This is a genomic window from Mesorhizobium sp. M8A.F.Ca.ET.161.01.1.1 (genome assembly GCF_004792105.1).
Lineage (GTDB): Bacteria > Pseudomonadota > Alphaproteobacteria > Rhizobiales > Rhizobiaceae > Mesorhizobium.
Genome location: NZ_SRTD01000016.1, coordinates 73,668 through 97,649, shown reverse-complemented (window position 1 = coordinate 97,649; position 23,982 = coordinate 73,668). Strand labels below are relative to the sequence as shown.

17 protein-coding genes and 2 pseudogenes are annotated in these 23,982 nt (G+C 58.4%); 13 read left to right on the top strand and 6 right to left on the bottom strand.

Features of this window, described 5'->3' with window-relative positions:
* Nucleotides 1–292 precede the first annotated feature (292 nt).
* The 5 genes and pseudogenes from EN804_RS28280 to ectB all read right to left on the bottom strand — a co-directional run bounded on the left by EN804_RS28280 (nucleotide 293) and on the right by ectB (nucleotide 6,387).
* Nucleotides 293–1,486, bottom strand: a pseudogene (locus EN804_RS28280) (IS256 family transposase).
* Nucleotides 1,487–2,242: 756 nt separating this feature from the next.
* Complete coding sequence (locus EN804_RS38195) at nucleotides 2,243–2,710, bottom strand: transporter substrate-binding domain-containing protein (RefSeq protein ID WP_224571101.1); 468 nt, start codon at nucleotides 2,708–2,710, stop codon at nucleotides 2,243–2,245.
* On the bottom strand, nucleotides 2,688–3,056 hold the full coding sequence (locus EN804_RS28270) for a GNAT family N-acetyltransferase (RefSeq protein ID WP_063169352.1): 369 nt from the start codon (nucleotides 3,054–3,056) through the stop codon (nucleotides 2,688–2,690). The genes EN804_RS38195 and EN804_RS28270 overlap by 23 nt, the downstream gene beginning before the upstream one ends.
* Before the next feature lie 328 nt (nucleotides 3,057–3,384).
* On the bottom strand, nucleotides 3,385–4,845 hold the full coding sequence (locus tag EN804_RS28265) for an aldehyde dehydrogenase family protein (RefSeq protein WP_063169351.1): 1,461 nt from the start codon (nucleotides 4,843–4,845) through the stop codon (nucleotides 3,385–3,387).
* A 225-nt stretch (nucleotides 4,846–5,070) separates the two neighbouring features.
* Nucleotides 5,071–6,387, bottom strand: coding sequence for a diaminobutyrate--2-oxoglutarate transaminase (ectB, locus tag EN804_RS28260; protein WP_063169350.1), 1,317 nt, complete (start codon nucleotides 6,385–6,387; stop codon nucleotides 5,071–5,073).
* Between the two features lie 621 nt (nucleotides 6,388–7,008).
* On the opposite strand from ectB, the gene EN804_RS28255 reads away from it, so the two are divergent.
* The 8 genes from EN804_RS28255 to EN804_RS37395 all read left to right on the top strand — a co-directional run bounded on the left by EN804_RS28255 (nucleotide 7,009) and on the right by EN804_RS37395 (nucleotide 16,146).
* Nucleotides 7,009–7,473, top strand: coding sequence for an Lrp/AsnC family transcriptional regulator (locus EN804_RS28255; protein WP_063169349.1), 465 nt, complete (start codon nucleotides 7,009–7,011; stop codon nucleotides 7,471–7,473).
* Nucleotides 7,474–7,948: 475 nt separating this feature from the next.
* Nucleotides 7,949–9,634 (top strand): GMC family oxidoreductase N-terminal domain-containing protein, encoded by a 1,686-nt coding sequence (locus EN804_RS28250; RefSeq protein ID WP_063169348.1) that lies wholly within the window; start codon nucleotides 7,949–7,951, stop codon nucleotides 9,632–9,634.
* A 770-nt stretch (nucleotides 9,635–10,404) separates the two neighbouring features.
* Nucleotides 10,405–11,526, top strand: a complete 1,122-nt coding sequence (locus tag EN804_RS28240; protein WP_246693494.1) for an alpha/beta hydrolase — start codon at nucleotides 10,405–10,407, stop codon at nucleotides 11,524–11,526.
* Between the two features lie 224 nt (nucleotides 11,527–11,750).
* Nucleotides 11,751–12,623 (top strand): ectoine/hydroxyectoine ABC transporter substrate-binding protein EhuB, encoded by an 873-nt coding sequence (gene ehuB / locus EN804_RS28235; RefSeq protein WP_082826582.1) that lies wholly within the window; start codon nucleotides 11,751–11,753, stop codon nucleotides 12,621–12,623.
* Between the two features lie 59 nt (nucleotides 12,624–12,682).
* Complete coding sequence (gene ehuC, locus EN804_RS28230; protein WP_063169346.1) at nucleotides 12,683–13,354, top strand: ectoine/hydroxyectoine ABC transporter permease subunit EhuC; 672 nt, start codon at nucleotides 12,683–12,685, stop codon at nucleotides 13,352–13,354.
* The gene (gene ehuD / locus EN804_RS28225; RefSeq protein WP_063169345.1) at nucleotides 13,351–14,019 is read left to right on the top strand and encodes an ectoine/hydroxyectoine ABC transporter permease subunit EhuD; all 669 of its coding nucleotides are present in this window, start codon (nucleotides 13,351–13,353) and stop codon (nucleotides 14,017–14,019) included. The genes ehuC and ehuD overlap by 4 nt, the downstream gene beginning before the upstream one ends.
* A 119-nt stretch (nucleotides 14,020–14,138) precedes the next feature.
* Nucleotides 14,139–14,915: an ectoine/hydroxyectoine ABC transporter ATP-binding protein EhuA gene (gene ehuA, locus EN804_RS28220; RefSeq protein ID WP_063170381.1), complete on the top strand. Its 777-nt coding sequence runs from the start codon at nucleotides 14,139–14,141 to the stop codon at nucleotides 14,913–14,915.
* 562 nt (nucleotides 14,916–15,477) lie between these two features.
* Nucleotides 15,478–16,146, top strand: coding sequence for a hypothetical protein (locus tag EN804_RS37395; RefSeq protein ID WP_176477193.1), 669 nt, complete (start codon nucleotides 15,478–15,480; stop codon nucleotides 16,144–16,146).
* Nucleotides 16,147–16,394: 248 nt separating this feature from the next.
* Here the strand turns inward: EN804_RS37395 and EN804_RS28210 are convergent.
* Nucleotides 16,395–17,465, bottom strand: a pseudogene (locus tag EN804_RS28210) (IS5 family transposase).
* A gap of 715 nt (nucleotides 17,466–18,180) precedes the next feature.
* On the opposite strand from EN804_RS28210, the gene EN804_RS28205 reads away from it, so the two are divergent.
* Genes EN804_RS28205 through EN804_RS28185 form a run of 5 tightly spaced genes read left to right on the top strand, consistent with a single transcriptional unit; the run spans nucleotide 18,181 to nucleotide 23,776 of the window.
* Entirely contained in the window at nucleotides 18,181–19,860 is a 1,680-nt protein-coding gene (locus EN804_RS28205; protein WP_063170379.1) for an ABC transporter substrate-binding protein, read from the top strand.
* Nucleotides 19,857–20,846: an ABC transporter permease gene (locus tag EN804_RS28200; protein ID WP_135921818.1), complete on the top strand. Its 990-nt coding sequence runs from the start codon at nucleotides 19,857–19,859 to the stop codon at nucleotides 20,844–20,846. Before EN804_RS28205 ends, EN804_RS28200 begins: the two co-directional genes overlap by 4 nt.
* On the top strand, nucleotides 20,843–21,775 hold the full coding sequence (locus EN804_RS28195; RefSeq protein WP_063169343.1) for an ABC transporter permease: 933 nt from the start codon (nucleotides 20,843–20,845) through the stop codon (nucleotides 21,773–21,775). The genes EN804_RS28200 and EN804_RS28195 overlap by 4 nt, the downstream gene beginning before the upstream one ends.
* On the top strand, nucleotides 21,772–22,782 hold the full coding sequence (locus tag EN804_RS28190) for an ABC transporter ATP-binding protein (protein ID WP_135921817.1): 1,011 nt from the start codon (nucleotides 21,772–21,774) through the stop codon (nucleotides 22,780–22,782). Before EN804_RS28195 ends, EN804_RS28190 begins: the two co-directional genes overlap by 4 nt.
* The gene (locus tag EN804_RS28185; protein WP_063169341.1) at nucleotides 22,775–23,776 is read left to right on the top strand and encodes an ABC transporter ATP-binding protein; all 1,002 of its coding nucleotides are present in this window, start codon (nucleotides 22,775–22,777) and stop codon (nucleotides 23,774–23,776) included. The genes EN804_RS28190 and EN804_RS28185 overlap by 8 nt, the downstream gene beginning before the upstream one ends.
* Nucleotides 23,777–23,982: the final 206 nt, after the last annotated feature.

Sequence of the window (23,982 nt, the reverse complement as noted above, 5' to 3'; positions counted from 1 at the left end):
CGCCACGACGACAGAGGCGGTCCGTCGGGCGCCCGCTGATCAAGGGTTTGTTTTCAGCGATGGGATGGTCGCGGGGCTTACGCTCCTAAGGACGACCTTAAGAGCCCAGCCTCGCTACCGTGCCATGATCGCGCAAGGCGGCCCTCGCCGGAGGCGTACCCGAGGATCGCCCCTGACCAACAAGGAAAAGCCGGATCGACGCGGTCATGTATCCTCTAAGAGTTGTCATGACGCTTACCTCCTTCAGGTTGTGTGCGTCAAGTTCTGCAAAATGGGGCGGCCACGATGCTGGTCATGCGGCTTGGCGTAGAGCGAGCTTCTTGTGCTCGCGCAGATCGTCCATGTTGATGTAGCGGTTGGCCTCCATCCAGTTCTCGTTGGTCTCGCAGCCAGCGCCCTGACGAGGCGCAGGCAGCTTTCATTGGGGAAGATGCGCATGACATTGGTGCGCCGGCGGATTTCCTCATTGTGCCGTTCAAGCATGTTGGTGCTCTTGAGATGCTTGTGATGCTGGCGCGGCAGGCAAAAGAAGGTCAGCGTGCGCTCGATGGTCTCCTCCACCCAACTCGTCAGTCGCGGATAGCGGCCCGACCATTTGGACAGCCATGCGGCGAGATCGGCCTTGGCCTCGGCGAGATCGCGCCGGTCATTAGAGCCAGCGCAAGTCCTGCAGGCAGTCGGCGCCGTGCTTTCTCGGCAGGTGATCGAGCGCGTTCCTGAGGAAGTGGACGTAGCAGCGCTGCCAGGCGGCTTCGGGGATCACCTCGCCGATCGCCGCGACCAGGCCGGCATGATTGGCGGAGACAACCAGCTCGACGCCCTTGGGGCTGCGCGCCTTCAGCGCGACGAGGAAATCCCTCCAGGCCGAGCGGCTTTCGCGATTGGCCATCTCGACGGCCAGGATCTGGCGCCGGCCGTCCCAGTCGATGCCGACAGCGATCAGCACCGCCTGGCTCATGACGACGCCGGCCTCACGCACCTTCTCTTAGCGCGCATCGAGGATGAGGTAAGGAAACGGCTCTTGAAGGGGGCGCCTGGCAAAGGCAGCGAGGCTCTCGTCCAGCCGCTTGTTGATGGCCGAGATCGACGAGGCCGAGAACGCATGGCCGCACAGCTCTTCCGTGATCGCCTTGACCTTGCGGGTCGACACGCCCTGCACATACATCTCCGCAAGCGTCGCCACCAAGGCCCGCTCCGAACGCTGGTAACGCTCGAGAAGCTCGGTCGAGAAGCGGCCGGCCCGGTCCTGCGGAACCCGCAGCTCAAGCTTGCCGACCCGCGTGACAAGGGTGCGGCCGTAATAACCCGAGCGGTAGCCGAGCCGCTCAGGTGTGCGCTCGCTCTTCGAAGCCCCCAGCGCCTCGTCCATCTCGGCCTCGAGTACCTCCTGCATCACCGCACGGATCACTTCGTGAAGTCCGTCCGGGTCCGAAAGCAGAATGTCTTTGATGGCAGCGCTGCCGGTCTTACTTTCAATCTTGGTCATGGTGGCGTTCCTTCGCGGGAATCGGTGACGTGAACAATCACCAGCCTGCCATGACCGCCCTCTCTCAGCGAATTTGCAGAACTGTCAGCACACACCCTCCTTCATCACAAACCCAACCGAACAACTGGGCAGGTGTTCCAAAAAACGCCGAGTTCCAATAAGGACTCAGGTCCTGGTCCGCTATTGTCACCCCTTCCAAGTCGATGTGTTCGTCACAAATCTTGCGCAATTGAGAAAGGTCGCCCGGGCGTACAACTCTGATTTCCACAGTATTCTCCTGCTTCTCGTTCCGGCACACGTCAGGGGATTTGCTTGCGCAGTTGCCTGATGTGGCAGGTGAGCCAGCCCGCATATTGGCCGTCGTATTGTGGGCCGCGACGCTCACATGTGCGCACCCGATGAAGTGTAGATGTGTTTGTTTCAGGCAATGAGGCGCGTCTTGTGAGCACCGCCACGGTGGACCTGAAATCGCCTCACAGACGCTTGCCCACTGAACACGTCCCCGCCATGACCGGGGACGTGTTAAGGCACATTGCCTTCAGCCTCTGCAGAGGTCAGCGGTCTTGCTGCCGTCCGCAGGTTGTCTTTGCCGTAGCCGTATTTGCCGAATACTGCCATCATTTCGCCAGAGCCAACATAGTCCTGCATACGGCATTGAACGCGTCGACCGCAGCCTGCTCGTTGAGCTCGAAGGCGATAGCAGGATAGTTGGCTGGCGCGATGAACGAATCGGCCAGCTCAAGGCTGTGGTCCTTCTTAACAAGTCCAGTCGCTGTAAAGTAGTCGAGGGCACCGGCGGCGGCGCGACAGCCTGTCCGCCGGCGGTCCGGCGACCTGCATGATTTTGTCGTCGGCGATGCCTGACTTTTTCGCGTCCTGGACCGCGGTGTAGCCTGTATCACTGACGAAGGTGAGTCCCTTGTCACGCACATCCTCATAAGAATGCAGCCCTTCCGGGTTGCCCTTAGGCACCAGCAGTGCGCCTCTCTCCGTAGCGATCGGTTCGCTGAACAGCACGTTGCGGCAGCGCTCCGGCTTGATCCACATGCCGGCCGTGATGAAGTCGAAGCGGCTAGCCTGCAGGCCGGGGACAAGTGAGCCCCATTCGGTTACGACCGGCTCGATTCTATTCTCGTGTTTTTGCGCGACGCACGCAAATGCCAGACAATCCGATCCCCAAATTAATTCCCAGCACCGCAGGTTATTTGGTGTCCGCTTTTTCAACGAGACGCTCCATGAGCGTGCTGTAGGCGACAAAACCGGTGTGAGACCAGAAGGTCTTGCGGCCAGGATTGGTCTCCAGCACGTCGAGGAAAATCCTTGATTTGTTGTGGAAACGAGACCGAATAAGCAGCTCAAGGGTCCTGCAGCCAATCTCCGAACGTCGGTGTTGGCAGCTGACGTAGAATTGCCTCAAAAAGACGCGTTGCCCACTCGGCTCCGCATTGTCTGGCTCCAAACGATGAGTGGCGAGGCCCACAATCTCGCCGTTCTGGCTGAAGAGGTCGACCATCCAAATTTCGCGATTCACCAACTGAATAAACCGCTCCTTGAGTTCTGAAACCGTCATCGGGGTTTCGATGCTTCTCGGCCTCGATCAACTCGCGGTTCAACATTGCCAACTTGTCGAAATCTTCGGCGGCAGCTCTGCGAATCTCAATTGTCTCTGAAGCACTGTGATCCTCTCCTGACCCATGCGACCCACGCAGCGGGCTAGGCAATGCGCTCCTACATGTCCGTGGTGGGTAAAGCCCGTCCGCAGCCAAAAATCCTATGATTAGAGTTGTTCTCGATGACCTCCGATACGGATTCTCTCGCCGGGCTTATTTCGATTTGGTCGAGGTCATTGAATCCTGCATCGCCCGACAGCCGCGCCGTCGGTAGGGATCAGCAAGCGTTCAATTTCCAGATGGTGGCTGCGAGAGGCGGATACCAACGTTTCTCGTCTGAACGTAGCCGTCCAGCGCTTCCTGACCCTTCTCCCTGCCGTAGCCGGACTGGTTTATCCCACCGAACGGTGTTTCCACCCCGCCCACATACCACCCATTCACGTACACTTGACCGGCCCAAAGGCGGTCGGCGGTCCAGAGGGCCCGGTCAATATCCCGCGTGAACACGCCCGCTGCCAGACCGTGAACGGTGTCGTTCGCGAGATTGACGGCCATTCCCGGATTATCGAACGTGGTAACGGCAAGAACAGGACCGAATACTTCTTGCTGGAAGAGATTGCTGTCTCGCGCGACATCGGCAAACACCGTGGCCGCCATAAAGTAACCGCTCCGCTCCGAAAGCGCAGTCCCGCCGGTTACGAGTCGCGCGCCCTGCGAGAGGGCCGTCTGGCAGGCCCGCTCAACTCCTTGTCGTTGGTTTCGGGAGATCAACGGGGTGATGTCGCAGTTTTCGCGTCCTGGACCGACCGACAGTCCTTCGACGCAGACCCTCACTCTTTCCACCAGTTTGTCTGCAATAGAACGTTCCACAATAAGACGTGTAAGGTTGTTGCAATTCTGGCCTGCATTCAGAAAGGTCCCGACGCGTACCGCTTCCACAACGCAGTCGAGGTCGGCATCGGAATACACAACTGCAGCCGACTTTCCGCCCAGTTCCATTATGCAGGGCACGATCCGATCCGCTGCCGTCTTGAGCACCGTCCGCCCAGTAGTAATCGAGCCCGTGAAGACGATGTGGCGAACGTCGGGATGTTCGATCAGCGCCTGGCCTGCCGTTTGGCCGTATCCAGTGAGCACGTTGACCGCTCCGGCAGGCAGCCCCGCTGTCTCACAGGCACGCGCAAGTTCAACTCCGGAAAGGGGAGCTAGTTCCGGCGACTTCACCACGACTGAGTTGCCGGTTGCGATGGCGCAGGCCAGCGAGCGGGCCGTCAGTTCAAGTGGACCATTCCACGGAACGATCTGGGCGGACACGCCGAAGGGACTTCTGACTGTGTAGTTGACCAGGTTGGCCCCGCGCGGGATCGAGCGCCCTTCAAGTTTGTCGGCCAAGCCACCATAGTATCGCAGGTATCTGATGGCGGTCTGAACCTCGCCATCGGCAAGTTCCAATGCCTTCCCCGTCTCCGCGCAGTTAATGGCTGCGATCTCGTCGAAACGCGCTTCAAGGGCGTCGGCAACGCGAAACAACATGCGACCGCGATCATACGGATGCATGTCTATCAGCACGCGGTCGCGAAAAACGCGGTGAGCAGCAGTAACGGCAAGCTCGATGTCTTGGGGTCCTGCTTCAGCTACGACAGCAATCGTTTCGGCGCTCGCCGGGTCATCGACCTCGATGCGTGTGCCGGACACAGAATCCCGCCACTCGCCATCGATATAATTTTTGACTACGTCGTTGCTGGCCATCCAGTCCTCTTTCTTATCGCTCGATTTTCTTCGAATTGGCGCAGCGACAGTGGTCGGCGCCGCAGGAAGAACGGCAACCGTGGTATCGGTCCGGCAGTGAAAGCCCTAGTCTGCCGTTCAGCCGCTCCGAGTTCGCCCACTGCCACATGCCACGGAACGGCCTTCCCGTTCCGTGACTGCGAGCGGCCCGATTTTGGACCTGCTAGTGGCCCGGTGCTTTGTCGGCTAGCGAGCCGCGCCTCCACCGTCGAGGGTAGTCGCTACTGCGCCAATGCTGTCGCGAATGATGGACAGACCACGCCGAAGGTCAGCCTCGGCGATGGTGAGGGCAGTCATGAACTTAAGCACCTCACCGTATGAGCCGGCGATCTCGATCACCAAGCCCCGACGAAAAGCCTCCTGGGAGACCAGACCTGGCAAGGAGTGGTGCTTCGGTGAAACGAGTCCGTACATCAGACCGCGGCCTCGCACGCTCAGGCCGAGGGTGGGGAATTCCTCGGTAATCGCGTTGAGTTCTTGGACCAAGATCGCAGACTTGCGAGCGATCTCATCCTCGAACTTGGAGTCGGACCAGTAAGCTTCGAGGGCCGCACGAGCAGTGACGAAAGCATAGTTGTTGCCTCTGAAGGTCCCGGTGTGTGCGCCCGGGGCCCAGACATCAAGTTCAGGCTTGATGAGAATAAGGGCCATTGGGGTTCCGATCGCCGACAAAGATTTGGACAGGGTAACGATGTCCGGCACAATTGCAGCCGCTTCGAAACTGAAGAAACTGCCCGCGCGACCGACCCCGGCCTGGATGTCATCGAGGATCATCAAGATTCCGTGCCGCGACGTTAGCTCGCGCAGCCGTTGCAGCCAAGTAACGCTCGCAGCATTGATGCCGCCTTCACCTTGGATCCCTTCCAGGATCACCGCGGCAGGTTTGTCGAGGCCACTGTTGGGGTCATTGAGAAGCTTTTCGAAGTAATCGATTGTGTCAACTGACGCCCCCAGGTAGCCTTCGTATGGCAACGATGTCACATGGGCGAGGGGAAACCCGGCAGCGGCCCGGTGCTCCTTGTTTCCCATCGCTGCCAATGCTCCAGCGCTTTCCCCATGGAACGAGTTGGTAAACGAGACGATGTTCGATCTCCCGGTCACCTGGCGAGCCAGTTTTAGACTCGCTTCGACCGCGTTCGTACCTGTGGGGCCGGGAAACTGTAATTTGTATGTCAGACCACGAGGCTTGAGAATGTATCGCTCGAAAGCTTCGATGAAGGCTTTCTTGGCCGTCGTGGCAAGGTCCAGCCCATGCACAATTCCGTCGCGCTCGATATAATCCAGCAGCGCCTTCTTGATGACGGGGTTGTTGTGCCCATAATTCAAAACGCCTGCACCGGCGAAAAAGTCGAGATATTCCCGACCGTCTGCAGCGATGAGAGTGGTCCCGACTCCGCGATCGAATAGGGCGGGGAAGGCGCGGACGTAGCTGCGCACCTCAGACTCCAGGCGATTGAAAACCGCGAGACCTGCATCCATTTCAGGTGCGAATTGCTTGCTCATAGGCGAACTCCTCAATCTGAAGCCTGCAAAGCCAGGCCTCTTCTGCTTTATGAAGTGGCGTGTAGGTGCCGTTGTGAGACAATAGCGCGCTACATTGGGCGCCTTGCGCAAATTCTGAGCGGCGGGATGCAGTAATTATGCGAAATTGCCGGCAGGTTGCATAAGGCCGGCGGTTTGTGTGGCTGCGGTGACGATTTTTCCCAACCACCTCAAGACGGCTGCATTTGATGCAGCAACCGGGGCAGGCGAACCTAGCGCTCGATTCCCTATACACAGATGAGACTCTTGGCAGCGTGAGCCAACGAATGGAAGCCGAAGCGCGGAAATAGAGGTCCCCCCTATCATCATCGTCCAGTCGGCTTAGCGTTTAAGTTCCGAGACGTTTCCTCGGCCGAACTGGGCGCAAGGCCTCGGCTTTTGACCGTCGGCTGCCATTGTCAGTTGGGCGATGGTGGACAGCACTCTTCGGCCAATGGCTATAACTGACGTCGAGGACGATAGCCGACTTTGGTCCCATGCCTGGCCTGATCGTTTGGGCTTCCGTCTGCGCGGGGTTGAGGCTACAGTCGAGTGCATATCGCAGTTTTTCTGCGCAAATTGCAGCTATTCCGGAGAATGACCATGGAATTGGATCGGATAGATCTGAAAATCTTAAGCGCTGTTCAGCGCAACAATCGCCAAACAACGGAAGAATTGGGCCAACTGGCCGGTATATCGCCCACGGCCTGTCAGCGGCGATTGAAGCAGTTGCGACAAATTGGCGTAATTGAGGCTGATGTTGCAATCGTGTCGCCTGAGGCGGTGGGCAGGTCCCTGATGATGCTGGTCTTGGTCGACATTGAGCGCTATCGTTCCGACGTCATCGATCGCTTCAAGCAGTCTCTACAGAAGGCGCCTGAAGTAATGAGCGCGTATGCGGTCACCGGTAACGCCGATTTCGTTCTCCTTCTCTCCGTGCGTGACTTGGCAGAGTACGACGCATTCTCGAGGCGTTTCTTCTTTGATAGCCCGGCTGTTAGAAATTACAGCACGATGATTGTGATGGATCGCACGAAGGTAACCTTGGCGGTGCCAATCGATGTATAGAACGCGCAATCTTACGCGCATTCAACAACTGGTTGATCCGATTCACCGATGACTGGCGCAAGGGTCAGCCGCCTTGCCCGCCGGCCATGATTGGGACGGGAGTTTTCGTACCGCTAAAGCGGCGATGGAGCGCAAGGCGAAGCATCATTCTGCTCCTTACAACGGCCTCGTCAGCGCGATGCTGCAAAAGCACTTCTGGACCTACCGGGCTGCATTCTGATGTATCTCGCGATAGGTTTGTCCCCTTCAGTCGCGATGCGCTTTGTCCACTTAAGTCACGACGCTCCGGCATCGCCTTCAGCCCTGATGGACTGCTGGCAAGGTCATGTTTAAACGTTCCGCCCCGTTGGGAGGCCGCCATAATGCGAATCTCTTAAGAATGCGCTGATTTCCTGCGTCCTGCAAGATAATTGCGCGTTTTTGCTTGCTCGCCGTCTGCTAGATTTTTGCCCGACTCAGACATTTGCGAGTTTGCGTGGTTTTCGATTATATCGTCGTGGGTGGTGGCTCCTCTGGATGCGTGATGGCGAGCAGGCTCTCCGCCTATGGCGCTCGCGTGCTGCTCATTGAAGCTGGCCCTGATACGCCGCCGAATGCCATTCCTGACGACATCCAGGATGGCGACCCAACGCGTGCTTACCTTAATCCCGGTTATCGATGGCAGTCACTCCACGCGACAACGGTGCGAGGTGGCCGCAAGCCTGTCCATTACGAACAGGCGCGCGTCATGGGTGGCGGCTCCAGCATCAATGCCCAAGTCGCCAACCGCGGCGGGCCCGGAGATTACGATGAGTGGGCCTCAAGCGGTGCAACGGGCTGGGGTTGGGAAGACGTGCTGCCCTACTTCCGTCGTCTAGAATGCGATTTGGATTTCGGCGGGGAATTTCATGGCACGAACGGCCCCTTGCCAATCAAACGTGTGCGCCAATCAGACTGGTCGGGCTTCATCCGGGCAATCTCCGATGCTTACGATGCTTTGGGGCTTCATTTCAGGCCAGACTTCAATGGTGCATTCGGTGATGGCTATTCAGTTGTCCCATTGACCAACCGCAATGGTCATCGGGTCTCCTCCGCGATGGCGTACTTACCCGAAACCGTCCGCTCTCGCCGCAATCTAACGATTTTATCCGAAACGACAGTTGCGCGGCTGACCTTTTTGGGAACAACGGTAACGGGGGTCGAGACGGAGAACAAATCGGGCGTGCAATCGTATAGCGCTTCTTGCGTTATCCTGTGCGCAGGAGCACTCCATTCACCCGCCATATTGATGCGCTCCGGGATCGGCCCCGCGAAGGAATTAGTACAATTCGGAATCCCTATCGTTGCAGATTTGAAAGGTGTGGGCCAGAATCTTCAGGAACACCCCACGATTTGCGTTTCGGCCTATTTGAAGCCGGCCGATCGCTTGTCACCCGGCGTGAGCGAATATATTCAGATGCACGCCCGCTACTCGTCGGGTTACGAAGGCTGCCCGTCGACCGATATGGCAATATCGACTGTTGCCAAATCATCCTGGCACCCGCTGGGGAGGCGCCTCGGCACTCTCGCCGTGTGGGTCAATCGCAGCTACTCGACGGGAACTGTGGCGCTCAAGGGTAGTTCGCATAAAATAGAGCCGGAGGTCGATTTCAACTGGTTGAGCGACAAGCGGGACGCCGAGCGCCTCAAGCAGGGCTTTCGCTTCATAGTCCGCCTGCTGCAGCAAGATTCGCTGTCCTCTGTGGCGCTGGACCCGTTTCCGTCAGCGTTGAATGCGCGAGCGAAGCTGGTGAGCAAGGTCACAAGCACAAACTATGCACTCACGTCATTTCTGGCGCTGCTCATGGACGCGTCGCCGCGGCTGCGCCGTGGGCTGATTAGGCGCGTCATAACGGATGGGGATAGCATTTCCGATCTCGTCAACGACGAGAAACATCTGGATCGGTATATTCGCCAGAACGTCATCCCAAGTTGGCATCCGACGTCGACCTGCAGGATGGGGGCAGCCGCGGATCCTGGCGCTGTGACCGATCCGTCGGGACGCGTTCATGGTATTTTGGGTTTGAGGATCGCCGACGCTTCCGTCATGCCATTTTGCCCTCGGGCGAACACAAACATTCCGACGATTATGGTGGCTGAGAAATTGGCCGACACAACCTTGAGAGACGGCAGACGGAGCTAGGCCAGGCGGCATGTACATTCTGCCGGAGCGCTGCCGCAATGTGGTGTTCACCGAGCCGCTTGCTAAGTTCACCGAAGCCCTGCTCATGCCGAATGGCAATCCCAAAAGACCTGCACTCCTTTGACGATATTCGTGATAAGGGCCTAACGCTGGTCACCACCGCCGGTTCCGACACGGTCACGACCGCCAAAGACGCGGGCATTCCGGAGGATCGTGTCATGCAGGTCGCCGGCCAGGCCGAATTCTTGCAGGCAGTGAAGGTCGGCCGCGCGGCGGCGGGGTCGCTAAACTACTTCACGGTAAGGAGCTCGCTGACAAGGACGACAGCGTTGAAATGGCAGATCCGTTCACCCCGCCGGCTGGGAAGGCCGGCTACCCAAGTCTCGCCTTCCTGCCCAATCAGCAGGCGGTCGATGCCTTCAACGAGGTATTGAATACTTATATCGGCTCCGACCAAATGATGCAGTCGGTCAAAATACGGCTACACCAAAATCAATCTGCCGGACGGCACCAAGACCGGCGACCTGTGCAAGGGTTGAAATCTTGCGGGGAATGCCACCCATGCACCTAAAAGGCTCCCGGCCGCAGTGGCTGGGCGACGACAGAGCAAAGTGACAAGACGCGAGGCTCCGGGGTGCCGATTTCCGGTATTCAGACGAGATAGTTCGGCAACGTGGCATGTGAGGCTGCTACGCTCAGGAGTGAGCAATGGCAGTCCATCTCGCATGTCGCAATGCCGACCTGATGCCCCTCCTTTTGCCGAGGAACCGATGATCACCAAGCATCGCGTATCGGTTGATGGTGTCGAGACATCGTACTGCGAGAACGGAGCTGGTAGGCCGATTGTTTTCCTGCACGGGGCGGGCTTCCGTGCAGAGGCTAAGAGTTCCTTTGTTCGGCAGCTGAACGGGCTATCCGATCAATTTACGGTAGTAGCGATTGATCAACTCCATTTTGGGGGAACGGATTATCCTGCTGACTGCAAATACATTAACCGGCTCGGTCGTGTGAATCATGTAATTAGCTTCCTCCAACAACTGGGTTTGAAGCAGATCACGCTAGTCGGCCATTCAGAAGGATCATTCGTCGACGCGCGGGTCGCGATCGTGCGTCCCGATCTTGTTTCTAAGCTTGTCCTGCTGACCGCTAACTCCGTGTCGCCGGCGTTCGGAGATGACCGTGACGAAGCTTGGCTGGAGGCCTGCCGGCAGGCTTACGGCTGTTCCGGCCCGATGCCGAGCGAAGAGGAATACATCACCGCACGGCGGAAAAGCTGCCGCGCCCACGGGCAGGATGTGGAATGCGCCGAGCGAGAAGCCTATCGGCGGGCCGCGGCTCGGGGACAATGGGAGATCTGGCAGAGATTGCCGGAAGACGAGACAAACCTGCATCGTTATCCACTGCTGCAGCAGAAGTATATCTTCCCCTACCTTGATCAGCTTCAGGCCCAGACGTTGATCATCTGGTCCAAGAACGACCCTACCGCGACGCCGGAGCAAGGGATCAACCTGGCGAAGCTGATCAGGAATTCAGATTTCCATCTGCTCAATAATGCCGGCGATTCCGTCCAGGTTGATCCGGAGCGAAGCCGTGAACAGACTCATCCGTCAATGGCACGAATGATCAACTGTGACGGGAACAATGCTCGGGCCAGCGTCTCCGAGGCGAATCTCTCAGCGGCGTGTCGCATACGACGAACTTGTGCCCTGCCATGGCAACAAGGGCATAGCCCAGGCGGTGGCGCCCATCCAACCGGGCAGGGCAGGAGTCATGCAAGACGTGGTGTGCCTCAGTTGGCCATACCACAGCTCGCGATTGTTCACTTCCAACGAACCACGGGGATGACGGAAATGTGCGTATGCACCCAAAAATCACCGAATTTCTGCGAATAACTTGCATTTCTCGCACAAAGCACCACAGCTGCGCTGCTACGCTCACGAAGCATGCACAAGTGGCGTAGCAAAGGATCGACTGGAGGAATCTATACCTAAGTGGGGACCCTGCAGCTCACACGATGATGGGAACCGCCGGACTACAAGCTCAACAAATGATGCAATGGTCTTTTCCCGAGGCATATCGGGAGACCATCGGCGATGCGAAAACGGAGGACTAACCAGTGGTCAAGTGGAAACTCGACGAATGCTTTAAGGCTGCAATCTTGAAGAGGATTGCCGCGCTCGGCCTGGCGGCGATGACAATCTCGTCCTTTGCCGGTTCGGCCTCGGCGGAGTCGCTGCTCGATAAGATTAAGAACGGAGAAACGATCCGTCTTGGCTTCACCAATGAGCCTCCCAGTGCCTATCCTGGTGCGAACAACGAGCCGCTTGGCCTGGTCAATGTGATGACACTGGACGTTCTGAGAAAGATGGGAACGACCAAAATCGAGCCGGTCGTAACCGATTGGGGTTCCCTTGTCCCGGGCCTCCAGGCTGGTCGCTTTGACATCATCACGGGCGGCATGTGGATTAAGCCGGAGCGGTGCCGCAACGTCCTGTTCAGCGAACCGATCGCATCGAGCAATGATTCGATGATCGTGCCGAAGGGCAATCCGGAAGCGCTGCATTCCCTCCATGACGCTCAGAAGAAGGGGCTTACCCTGGCCATCATGACGGGTACCACCGCAGTCGAGCAGGCGAAGAAATTAGGTTTCCCTGACGACAAGGTTATGCAGGTCGCCGGACCGCCCGAGGTCGTACAGGCTGTAAAGGCCGGCCGCGCCGCTGCCGGCTCGCTCTATAGTCTGAACGCGACGACTCTTGCCGAGCAGGATCCCAGCATTGAGGTGGCTGACCCGTATACCCCGCCGGGACCGAATGAACATCCCGCCATAGCCTTCCCGCTCAGCGAACAGGCTGCGGTAGACGCGTTCAATGCTGTGTTGAAAGACTATATTGGCTCTGACGAAATGATGGCCGCGGTCGGCAAATATGGTTACACCAAACGCGATCTCCCGGATGGCAGCAAGACCGCTGATCTTTGCAAGGGCTGAAGCTATGCGTCTGACCGCTCCCCGGCCCTTGGCCGGTAGGCGGTCAGTGGGGAGGGCATATGAGTAAGGTCGATCTCAGCTTTATCTTTGCCGTGCTCACCAAGGGCGTCATGACTACGGTCATCGTCACTCTTGGCGCCTGCGTCGTAGCGATCGTCCTTGGGCTTTTCGTGGGCCTGACCCGAGTCTCTCCCCGTCGGCAGTTGCGCTGGTTCAGTATCGCCTACATCGAATTCTTCCGCGGGACGTCCATGCTGGTTCAGCTCTACTGGTGGTTCTTTGTATTGCCGATTTTCGGTATTTTCCTGTCGCCGTGGACTGTCGGAATTTTGGGGATCGGAATGAATGCCTCTGGCTACGCAGCCGAGTATGTCCGCGCCGCCATTCAGGCCGTTGATAGGGGCCAGTATGAGGCATCTACAGCGCTCAATTTTTCGCGGCTCACCATGATGCGGCGTATTATCCTCCCACAGGCAATGCGCGCCATGCTGCCGACCTGGGGTAACATGCTCATCGATGTGCTTAAGGGTAGCTCGCTCGTCTTCTTCATCACCATTCCCGAATTTACTAGCGCCGCCAAGCAGGCGGCCGACGCAACTGGCGATTATATGCTGTTCTTTGCGGTTGCACTATTCGGTTATTACATCATCGCGCGCGCCCTCATCACTCCTTTCGTGCGCTGGCTCGAACGCCGCGTCTCGCGCGGTTTCGTTCGGGAGCAGGTGGCTTGAAGATCTGGGATTGGTCTTACGTATGGGAGGCTTTCCCATATCTCTATCAGGGAGCGATCGTCACCATTGAGGCTACGCTGCTCGGGTTTGCGATCGCGCTGATATTGGGTCTTGTCTTCGCGATGATTCGCCAGTCGCCAAACCGCTACGTCTCGACCACCATGGCGGAGATCGTGGAGTTTATCCGTTCAACGCCCTTGCTGCTGCAGTTGTTCTTTGTCTATTTCGTTGGTCCGCAGATCGGAATCTTCATTCCTGCCTGGACGGCGGGAGTTGGCGTGCTGGGGATCCACTATGCAGCCTATTGTTCCGAAGTCTTCCGCGGCGGCATCGAGAATGTGGATGGCGGCCAGTGGGAGGCCTGTACGGCACTAAACCTTTCGCGAACGCGGACCTGGCGAACAATCATTCTGCCGCAGGCGATCCCGCCCATGGTGCCAGCTCTGGGCAATTACTTCATCGGCATGTTCAAGGACACGCCGGTCCTGGCGGCAATCTCGATCTTCGAGATGCTGCAGCAGGCGAAAAATTTCGGGGGCAATAACTATCGATACATAGAAGCGATCACTATGTGCGGCTTCTTCTACTACGTGTTCAGCTTGGTTGCTTCCGCTATCGTGCAGTCGGTCCGCGTCTGGCTCAACCGCCGCTACCATCTGCAATAGGGAGGCCTTATACTATGAGCGAATTTGTGCTTCGCTTCGAGGACGATCTCACGAAGCGCCCTAGGGCATCAGCCAGGCGGGACGAGCTTGACCTCGATATCAGGCGCAGCGAAAAAGTCATGAACGAACCCATAGTTCGCTTCGAGAACGTCACAAAGCGCTACGGCGCGTTGACGGTGCTGGACGAACTCAATCTCGAGATCGCACGCAACGAGAAGGTGTCCATCATTGGTCCGTCCGGCTCGGGCAAGACCACCGTTCTGCGCATGCTGATGACGCTTGAGCACATCAACGGGGGGGTGATATGGGTCGACGGTGAACCGTTGACGCATACGCAGAAGAACGGCCAAATAGTGCCGGCGAGCGAGCGTCATCTCCGTCGCGTGCGTGCCAAGATCGGTATGGTGTTCCAGCACTTTAACCTGTTCCCGCATATGACTGCTCTGCAGAACTGCATGGAGGCGCCGATCTCCGTCCTTGGGCTCTCGAAGAAGGAGGCGGAGGCCCGAGCGGCAGAGCTGCTCGACTTGGTGGGCCTCGGCGACAAGAAGAACCATTTCCCGATCCAGCTTTCCGGGGGCCAGAAGCAACGCGTGGCGATCGCTCGGGCGTTGGCCATGCGGCCCAAGGTGATGCTGTTTGACGAGGTGACATCAGCGCTTGACCCGGAACTGGTTGGAGAGGTGCTCAACGTCATCCGCAAGCTCAGCGCCGAACATGACCTCACAATGCTGATGGTCACGCACCAGATGGGCTTTGCCAAGGAGTTCTCCGATCGCGTGTGCTTCTTTTCTGGCGGTAAGATTGTCGAGCAAGGCCCGCCCAGCCAGCTTTTAGGCAATCCGCAAAACGAGCGAACGCAGCAGTTTCTCAATGCGGTGCTGGAGACGAGGTGAGTTGCGGGTTGTGCCGCTAGTTGAGTTATCCCGTGGGTGGCTTCCGGGCAGGAACTGGTCCGTTCGGAGCAGGCTGCCCTGCGACGAACCTACGCGCGGTTTTTCAGGGCCGGGTTGATGTCGAGGTTACTGCCCCAGTTCATTCAGGACTGCATAACTAGGATCGTCCGGTCCAAGCCCCAGATTGGTCGAGTTAGGTAAATAGCGCTGCCCGTTCGGCAGTTGCGAGCTTGAAGATCTGATGTGCGTTCAATCTGCCATTCAGGGCATCTGGGCTCTGGAAAGTGCCCTAACACGATTGTCTGACGGCGGACGCAAACCCGGTATCCTACAGGCCCGGGGAGGGTCGCACAAGCGTTCTGCGGTTTCCCAGTTTTTACGGCTTTCATGCGAATGCACCAAAACAATGCCGACTTACTGCGCCTGGAAAGGCATGTTTCTCTGAAACAGCCGTTTCGACGCTGTTAAATTCGTGCATTCAGAGAGAACCTGTATCGCGCAGGTGATGGGCATTTGCTGCCGAAATCACCATCTTAGCTGCTTCCAGAAGAAGGATGCTTCCGTGACAACTCAACAAAGGGCCCTCGGAATTATTGGGCTGGAGATCGGACTTCCGCCTCGTGAATTTCCGCCACCGCAACCGGAGTCGGTCTTCAACCCGGCAACTTTCGACTTCCCAATTATAATAGAGACCGCGGCCGGGGCTTTGGAGGAGAGGGTCATTCCCGGTGATGCTTCTCTCGAGCCGGCCTACATTGCAGCTGCCAGGCGGTTGGTCGAGCGCGGAGCAGTCGCGATAACCGGGGACTGCGGGTTCAGTATCCGGTACCAGGCTGCAGTGGCCGCGTCTGTCGAAGTCCCGGTGGCCATGTCGAGCCTGCTACTGGCGCCCACGCTACTCCGGCAGCTTCCAGCTGACGCAAAGCTCGCCGTTGTGGCCGCAGACTCAAGACACTGCGGCAAAGAGCTGCTGGGCATAGATTCATCCGCAGAGGCAAGAGTAGTCATCGGCGGCATTGAAGGTGACGCGTGGCCGGCTGGTGTTGTTGAAATGGAGTCGGAGGTTGCAGCCTGTGTCGCGCGACTTGGCGCCGCACATCCGGGGATTGCCGCCCTCCTATTTGAATGTACATTGTTCCCGATGGTGACGTCAGCAATCCGTCGTAGGACAGGACTGCCCATCTATGACGCCGCGACCCTTTATCGGATGACATTCGCGTCCGTGGCTTGACCGCTTGGAGGCCACTATCCCAAAATATGAGCTCATGTCTGGTATGAGTTGCGGCTCGTTATTGTAACACACGTCCGCATCTTGTCGAATACTCTGTCGAGACTGGATCCTCGATTTCCGAGGTCAGGACGCGGTGCCTGAGATGCAGGTTGGATTTTTGGAACTCGTGCTGGTCGACCGTGATCCAGACGCTAAGCGGCGACCGACTTCGGCCGGAGTTGAAGCAGGGCGATCAAGGGCCACAAAAATCACTTCAGCCACCTGAGCAGGAGGGAGAAGTTGTATCCGGCGGCGGCCAGGACGGCGTTGAGGGCGTCGCCCTGCTGGCCGGCGAGGTAGTTGCGGCCCATGCGGTGTTCGTTCTTGATGTGGCCGATATGACGCTTGCCAGCGTGTGGCCGTCATAGGGATTGCCGGGCAGCGCTTTTGCATGCAGGGCGAACTGGCCGCCCTTGGAGCGCTTCAGCGTGGTGGCCACCGACACCTTCACACCGAACTCGTAGGGCATATGCGCCTTGCCCTTGCCAATGCATTCCACCTCGTGCGCGTGCAGGCTGTAGATCTTGCGGCCGCGCTGGCGCTGGCGTTGCTAGAGAACGGTGGCGGCCTGGTAGAACGGCCATTTGAAGAGCGCGTCCAGCCCCGCATCGCCGGCGATCTGGCGAGAAATGTCGCGAATGGTCCGGCCGAGATAGGTCTTGAGCCTGCGCAGCGCCTTGTTGGCCCGCTTGAACTGCTTGGCGTGGGCATAGCGCTGGTGGCTGATCAGCGCCAGCTGATAGCTCTGGCGCAAATGGAGCTCCTTCCCTCTTGGCCAGCCGCACCAGCCGTTCGCGCGCCCGGTTGATGAGCTTGGCGTCGGTCGGGAACATGACGTTCTTCGGCTGCACGGTTGTGTCGACGATCACCTGGCGCGTGTCGGCCGGCTTCATCGCCCCGGTCTTGACCGCAAGGCTGAGGCTCTCCTGCAACAGCGCCACGATCCGCTCCTCGCCCATGCGGCTGCGCCAGCGCGTCATCGACGAGAGGTCGAACGGCAGCGTATGGCAAAAGAACGTCTCGCCGGTGAGATACTGGAAGTAAGGGTTCTCCACCCAGCGCTCGCACAGCACCTCATCCGACAGGTTGAAGGTGTGCTTGAGGATCGCCAGCCCCGCCATCAGCCGGGTCGGCAGCGGCGGCATGCCGGGGCCGTCCGAATAGACGGCGCCGAAACGCTCCTCCAGCACCGGCCGGTCGATCGCCTGCTTCATGTTGATGATCTGATCGAGCCTGGAGCGGAACAGGTCCTGCTCTCCCGTCTCGCGTGGCTTGGACATTCGCCGTCCCCTCGATTCGCCGCCGCCGAACCGAGTGAATCACGCTCCGCAGCACAAGGGAATCGCAAAACCGAATTGCAGGAAAACAGCGTCCAAATACCGCTAATCCTGCAATTCAAAAGACGCTATCCGCCTCAATCAAAAGGCCAGATCAATGGCTTGCGGATAGTTCACGGTCGACGAGCTGGCGGCCACGCATCAGGCTGGAGATCCATCAGCGTTTACATCGTTTTTCAACGGGCGGCTCAAGCTCCGTGTTGTTGCGCGGCGCGCAGCTTGTCGAACGCCTCTTAGACCGTCGTGTGCCGGAAGAGGATATCCTCTGGAATTTCGGCATCGACATTCCGACATCACACATCCGTGATAAAGGCGTTTGCGGCTCGACGGGACCCTCCAACCCGAGGTCGCGAACAGAACCTGAATGACTGCCTCGTTTGCTATATGCGAATTGTCCGTGGGCGCCGCCAGGAGCTGGAACCGGCCAATCGACTTTAATTCTGGCTAGCTGTGCCCAGAATCGAGAAAAACGCCGGATTCATGCAGGCACAGCGGCCAATTTGCAGGAACCACCCCCCTGGGCACTGCTACTTATCTGGAATGAGGGGACTGTGGAGCTTCCGTCAAAAGGAAGCCAGATGTTCCGGGTTGAGGCCGTAGATCATCGTGGTCGTGTGAACATGAAGTGATGATAAAGCCGGCAAACAGGGAGGATAAAATGAGCCAATACTCATATAATCGTCGTGCGCTTATGAAGGCAATGCTGGCGATTTCGGCGACCCCTTGGGGGATTAACTCGAGGGCGTTCGCCTCGTCGTGCGACGATCGCATCCTGCGAATCGGCGGACTGGGTGGAGGCCCTGATTCGATGAACCCCTTCGCCACTTGGGGCTCCTTTTGGCCCTTGGCTATTTGCTATGATTTCTTGGTCTGCATAGACGCCCAGCGATACGACGATCGAAAGGGCTTTGCCCAATCTTGGTCCGTCGCCGACGACAACCTCACTTGGACCTTCAAGATCTGGCCCGGCATGAAGTGGTCGGACGGCCAGCCTGCTACCGCTAGGGACGCGGCGTTCACTTATAGTTATTTGCACGATTCCATAGGCAAGCCCGACGAGCTAAACGTCGGGTGGAACAGCACCAGCGGTCTTGAGAACGTCGAGTCCATCAAAGCGTTCGACGACGAGACTTTGCAGATCGTGACCAAGTTCCCCGCGACCTGGCCAATAGACAATATCATAATGATCGTTCCCGAGCACATTTGGAAGGACATCAGCTATGCTGACGCACGCGTAACCTTCCGCAACGATCCGCCTTTGGTGGGTACGGGACCTATGATCGTTTCGGAGTTTCACCAGGGCCAGTTTACACGCCTGACGCCGAACCCCTATTTCCGTACGGGGAAGCCCCAAATCGCGGGGGTGATCCTGCGGTCCTTCGATGCCGCCGATCCGATTGCGCAAGGTCTTAAGAGCGGGGAACTCGATTATGGCAACTACCTGACGTCCGCCCAGTGGGCTGATCTCTCGAAGGATCCCGACATTGTAGTCGGTGAATCCCGCATAGCTCAGAAAACCTATCTCGCCTTCAACACCGCTTCGGGAGATGGCGCAGGTAGCACCAAGGCTCTGCAGGATCCGGCGTTTCGCGATGCGCTCGGCTACGCGATCGATCAGAAGGCCATCGTCGATCGAGCCATGCGCGGACACGCCGACCCTGGTGTCGGACTCGCAATGCCGGTGGCGGCCGATTACTATTCAGATCTGAACGACATCAGGCGCCACTTCGATCTCGCCGAAGCCAACCGCCGGCTTGACGCCGCAGGGTACCGGGACACGAACGGCGATGGCATTCGGGAGGACAAGGACGGGAAGAGTTTCCAGCTAGAGCTGGTGTCTGGACCTTCAGCAAATATAGAGATGCCGGTCGCGGCAGTGCAGTTTATCGCTGGCTGGTTGGAGCAAATCGGTATCCCTGTATCGGTGACTCGGCTCGACTCCGGTGCGCTGAGCGCCCGCGCCGCAGCTCCGGCGAAAGGCGGCGGAGGGTGGGATCTGCTCATTTCCGATACCTGGCAAGGCCCAACACCTAAAGACCTGCTCATCTTCGGCAGCAGCAATTCCATCGGCATCAAGAACAAGGCGTACTGGACGAATGCGGAGTTCGACAAACTGTTCGCGGAGGTGCAGGTCACCGTTGACCTCAAGAAAAACCAAAAGCTGGTCGACCAGGCAGCGCGACTAATTTATACTGAAGCGCCTTACATCGTACTATGTTACCCCACCCTGCTCGAAGCCCACCGGAGGGATTGCTTCGAGGGTTGGGGAAAGCAAGGCATCATGTCGATGGACAGCTACTTCCCATTCGATCGCTTGAAGCCGGTGCCCGCGCCGTGAACGGAGGGGGAGGGAGCCGTCACATCCTGCGCATCATCGTCAGGGCCTCTATAACCCTCCTGATGGTGGCAGTCCTGAACTTCATCCTATTCCGAGTTATTCCAGGTGACCCTGCATCTCTTTTGCTTGGCGGGGCGCGCGTCAGCGTCACCGCCGAGCAGATTGAGGCGCAGAACCAACGTTGGGGCCTTGACCGGCCGCTGTTCCCGGACCAGGCGGTCGACTACCTGTCGGCAACACTCCGCGGCGATTTCGGCTACAGCTTCAAGTTCAGGGGCAGGCATGTCGCAGACCTGATAGCGGAACGCCTGCCGGACACCATAGTCCTAGTCGGGGTTGCTCAGATAATGGCAATCGTTATTGGGGTGATGCTTGGGATCTACGCAGGCTGGCGCCGGGGAGGAGCCGGCGACCGTATCGCAACCGGAGCCTCTCTGGCGCTCTATTCTACGCCGGCTTTCTGGCTCGGCATGATCCTGGTGGTAATCTTCAGCACGGCATTGGGTTGGCTCCCGGGCTATGGTGCATACTCGCCCGGCCTGATCACGGGCTCTCTTGGTTCGTTCCTCGACTACCTGCGACATCTCACGCTTCCCGCCACTGCGGTGGCGCTTGGGCTAATCGGCCAGTACGTCGTCGTCGCTCGTGCCGCAATGAGTGACGTACTCACCGAGGATTACATGGTAACCGCACGGGCGAAAGGGCTGACCAACGGTCAAATGCTGATGCGTCATGCATTTCGCAATGCAATGCTACCGGTCGTGACCTTGATCACCCTCAATATTGGCTATGTGGTCGCCGGGGCCATCACTGTCGAAGCCGTTTTCGCCTGGCCGGGTATCGGCGGGCTGACGGTGGAAGCACTCAACGCACGGGACTACCCAGTCCTTCAAGGCATATTCCTGTTGCTTGGCGTTTCAATTGTTCTCGCAAACCTCGTAGCCGATCTTGCCTACAGCCTTCTAGATCCGAGGGTCCGACAATGAGCGACAATATTGTTCGATATTGCCCGCGAGGCCGGGCGCGCGCAATAAAAGGCTTTCTGCGTCAATTTCTCAGCTATGGCGGTGCTCAGGTGGGCCTCGTATGTCTGGTATTCTTTCTTGTTGTGGGAGCGGTCCCCAATATTCTGGCGGGACCGCTCCAGACTGCGATCAATGCAACTGGCGATTTCCTCGCACCCCCATCAGGCGAGCATCTGCTCGGCACGGACGAAATCGGGCGGGACGTGCTCAATCTGGTCCTCCATGGTGCCCGGATCTCGCTTACGATTGCGCTACTCGCGACTGTGATCAGCCTCGTCGTTGGGACTACAATCGGTACGACCGCTGGCTACTATGGTGGCAGGGTCGACGTCTGGCTGATGCGCTTGACAGACTTCTTTTTTGTCATGCCGTCCTTCGTGCTGGCGCTGGTCATTACACCCGTGGTTCTCGAGGTGATGGGGCGCGGTGGAGAAATCCTGGGCTTCCGTCCTTCTCTTTTCGTGATCATTGTCGTTATAGGCATGACAAGCTGGTCCTTTGTTGCACGTATCGTCCGGAGTCAGACACTGTCGCTTAAGGAGCGACCATTCATTGATCGTGCGCGCGTTGCGGGTAGCAGTAATTTCGGCATCATGGTGCGGCACATCCTCCCCAATCTCGTGCCGCAAATCGCAGCCAATGGTGCGCTGGTGGTCGCCAGCGCAATCTATGTCGAGACATCGCTCTCATTCCTTGGACTCGGGGACCCGTTGCAGCCTTCATGGGGCACTTTGCTTTCGCTCGCTCAGCGCGCCGGCGCGGCCAGTGCTGGAGCCTGGTGGTACCTCGGCGCCCCAGGACTGTGCGTACTCACGGTTTCGCTTAGCTTCGTCCTGATTGGCAGTGCCCTTGACGACACGTTCAATCCACGGCGGAGGGTGATCCCATGACCAGCTCCTCCCAGGACAAAACACCGCTTCTGGAAATAGACCGGCTCTCTGTCGATTATGGGCTCAAGGGCGTTTCATTGCGAGCAATCGACGGCGTAAGCTTCGCGCTCCGAGCCGGAGAGGCCGTGGGCCTCGTCGGAGAATCGGGCAGTGGCAAGACCACGACCGCGATGGCGATCGCTGGTCTACTATCACCCAACGCGCGGGTCAGCGGCGGCCAAGTGCGCTATCGTGGCAACCGACTGCCGATCGACGATGATGCGGCGATGCGGCCACATCGCTGGAGCGAAACGTCCGTTGTCTTCCAGGGCGCGATGAACGCACTTAATCCTGTTCACCGCATTATCAAGCAGATCGCCGAGCCATGCATGCTGAAGCTCGGCATGTCGCGGGGCGAGGCGACCAAGCGGGGAAGTGAGTTGCTTCAACTGGTCGGCATCCCGGCGGATCGTGGTTCCGCCTACCCTCACGAGTTGTCGGGCGGAATGCGACAAAGGGTGATGATTGCCATGGCGCTCGCGTGTCGACCTTCGATTATCATTGGTGACGAGCCCACCACAGCGCTCGACGTCATCACTCAGGCTCAGATCCTTAACCTGCTAGGCGACTTGCGATCGCAGTTGAGCCTCGCCCTGATTTTGATCACCCACGACCTTTCTGTGGTGGCTAAGTGTTGTGATCGCGTAATGATCATGTACGCGGGCCGCATCGTCGAGGATGGCACTGTCGCCGAGATTTTCGCCCAGCCCAAACATCCCTACACCCGACTGCTGATCGAATCGATCCCGAACCCAGCGAGCGGCAAAAAGATGATCCGGCCAATACCGGGTGATCCTCCCAACTTGGTGAATCGACCCTCGGGCTGCGCTTTCCATCCGCGTTGCCCGTCGGTCATGGGGGGGTGCGCGACCGAAGTCCCCAGCCTCAATAAGTTCGGGCGGGGACGTGTCGCCTGTCACCTTCACCGGTCCTTGACGCAAGAAGACAAGGTCGCTGTTCATGCCTGACACTGCCGGCATCCTGCGTCTCGAGAGCCTGCAAGTTCATTTTCCTATCCAGGGCGGTCTGTTCGACCGTGTCCTGGGCCGATCTGTCGGCGCCATGCGCGCGGTAGACGGGATCGACCTCAACGTCGGGCGGGGCGAGATCGTCGCCCTGGTCGGCGAATCGGGAAGCGGCAAGACCACTGTGGGCCGCGTCATCACCAAGCTTGCCAAGCCGACTGGCGGCAGAATGCTGTTCGAAGGCCGCGACATGAGGTCGGTAGAGGGCTTCTCGGCTCTACGTCCGTACCGGCGTCGCGTGCAAATGATCTTCCAGGACGCTTATCAGGCCCTCAATCCGCGACACACCGTGTTCGACATCGTGGCGGAGCCGTTGCAGTCCCTGCGGCTGGTCGGTAACGCCACTCAACTCGCCGACCGGGTGAGTGAAGCGCTTGCGGCCGCTGGGCTCAATCCTCCCGGCGATTTCTTCGCCCGCTTCCCGCACGAGCTATCCGGCGGGCAGCGCCAGCGCGTCGTGATTGCAGGAGCGCTTGCCGTCCGGCCGGAACTCATCGTTGCTGATGAACCTGTATCGATGCTCGATGTCTCGATACGCGCTCAGATTCTTCAGGTCCTGGTTGACTTGCGCGACAGGCACAACATGGCGCTGCTGTTCATCACCCACGATTTGCCCCTTGCCTGGCTGATCGCCGACCGGATTGCGGTCTTGTATCTTGGAAAATTGGTCGAGATTGGTAGCGCCGACGAGATCACATTCAACCCTCGCCATCCGTATACCGTCGCCTTGCGCAACGCCACACCGCAGATTGGCGGCAACGCAGGTCGCGCCGAGTTGCCGGCCCTGCAGGGCGAGGTTCCAAGTGCCGCGCGCGTGCCGAAGGGCTGCCGTTTCCATCCTCGTTGCCCGCTTGCCTTCGACCGTTGCAAAGCTGAGGAGCCGCCGGCGATCGAAGTTGGACCACAGCACCTGTCAGCCTGCTGGCTCGCTAAGTGAAAGGCATGCAATCAGCGCCACCCCAATGAGCGTATTCCATCTGGTATTGCACAGGCAGGTGGGCTGGAACACCACCATGCAGATAGAATGCTGAGACCCGTCGAAATTGGCCACTCCATCTTGAATCAGTCTCAATGTCTGGGAGGCACTCTGAAGTGTGTAATGAACTAGGCCCGATTAAACCGCCAACGCCGCGATACGAAGTG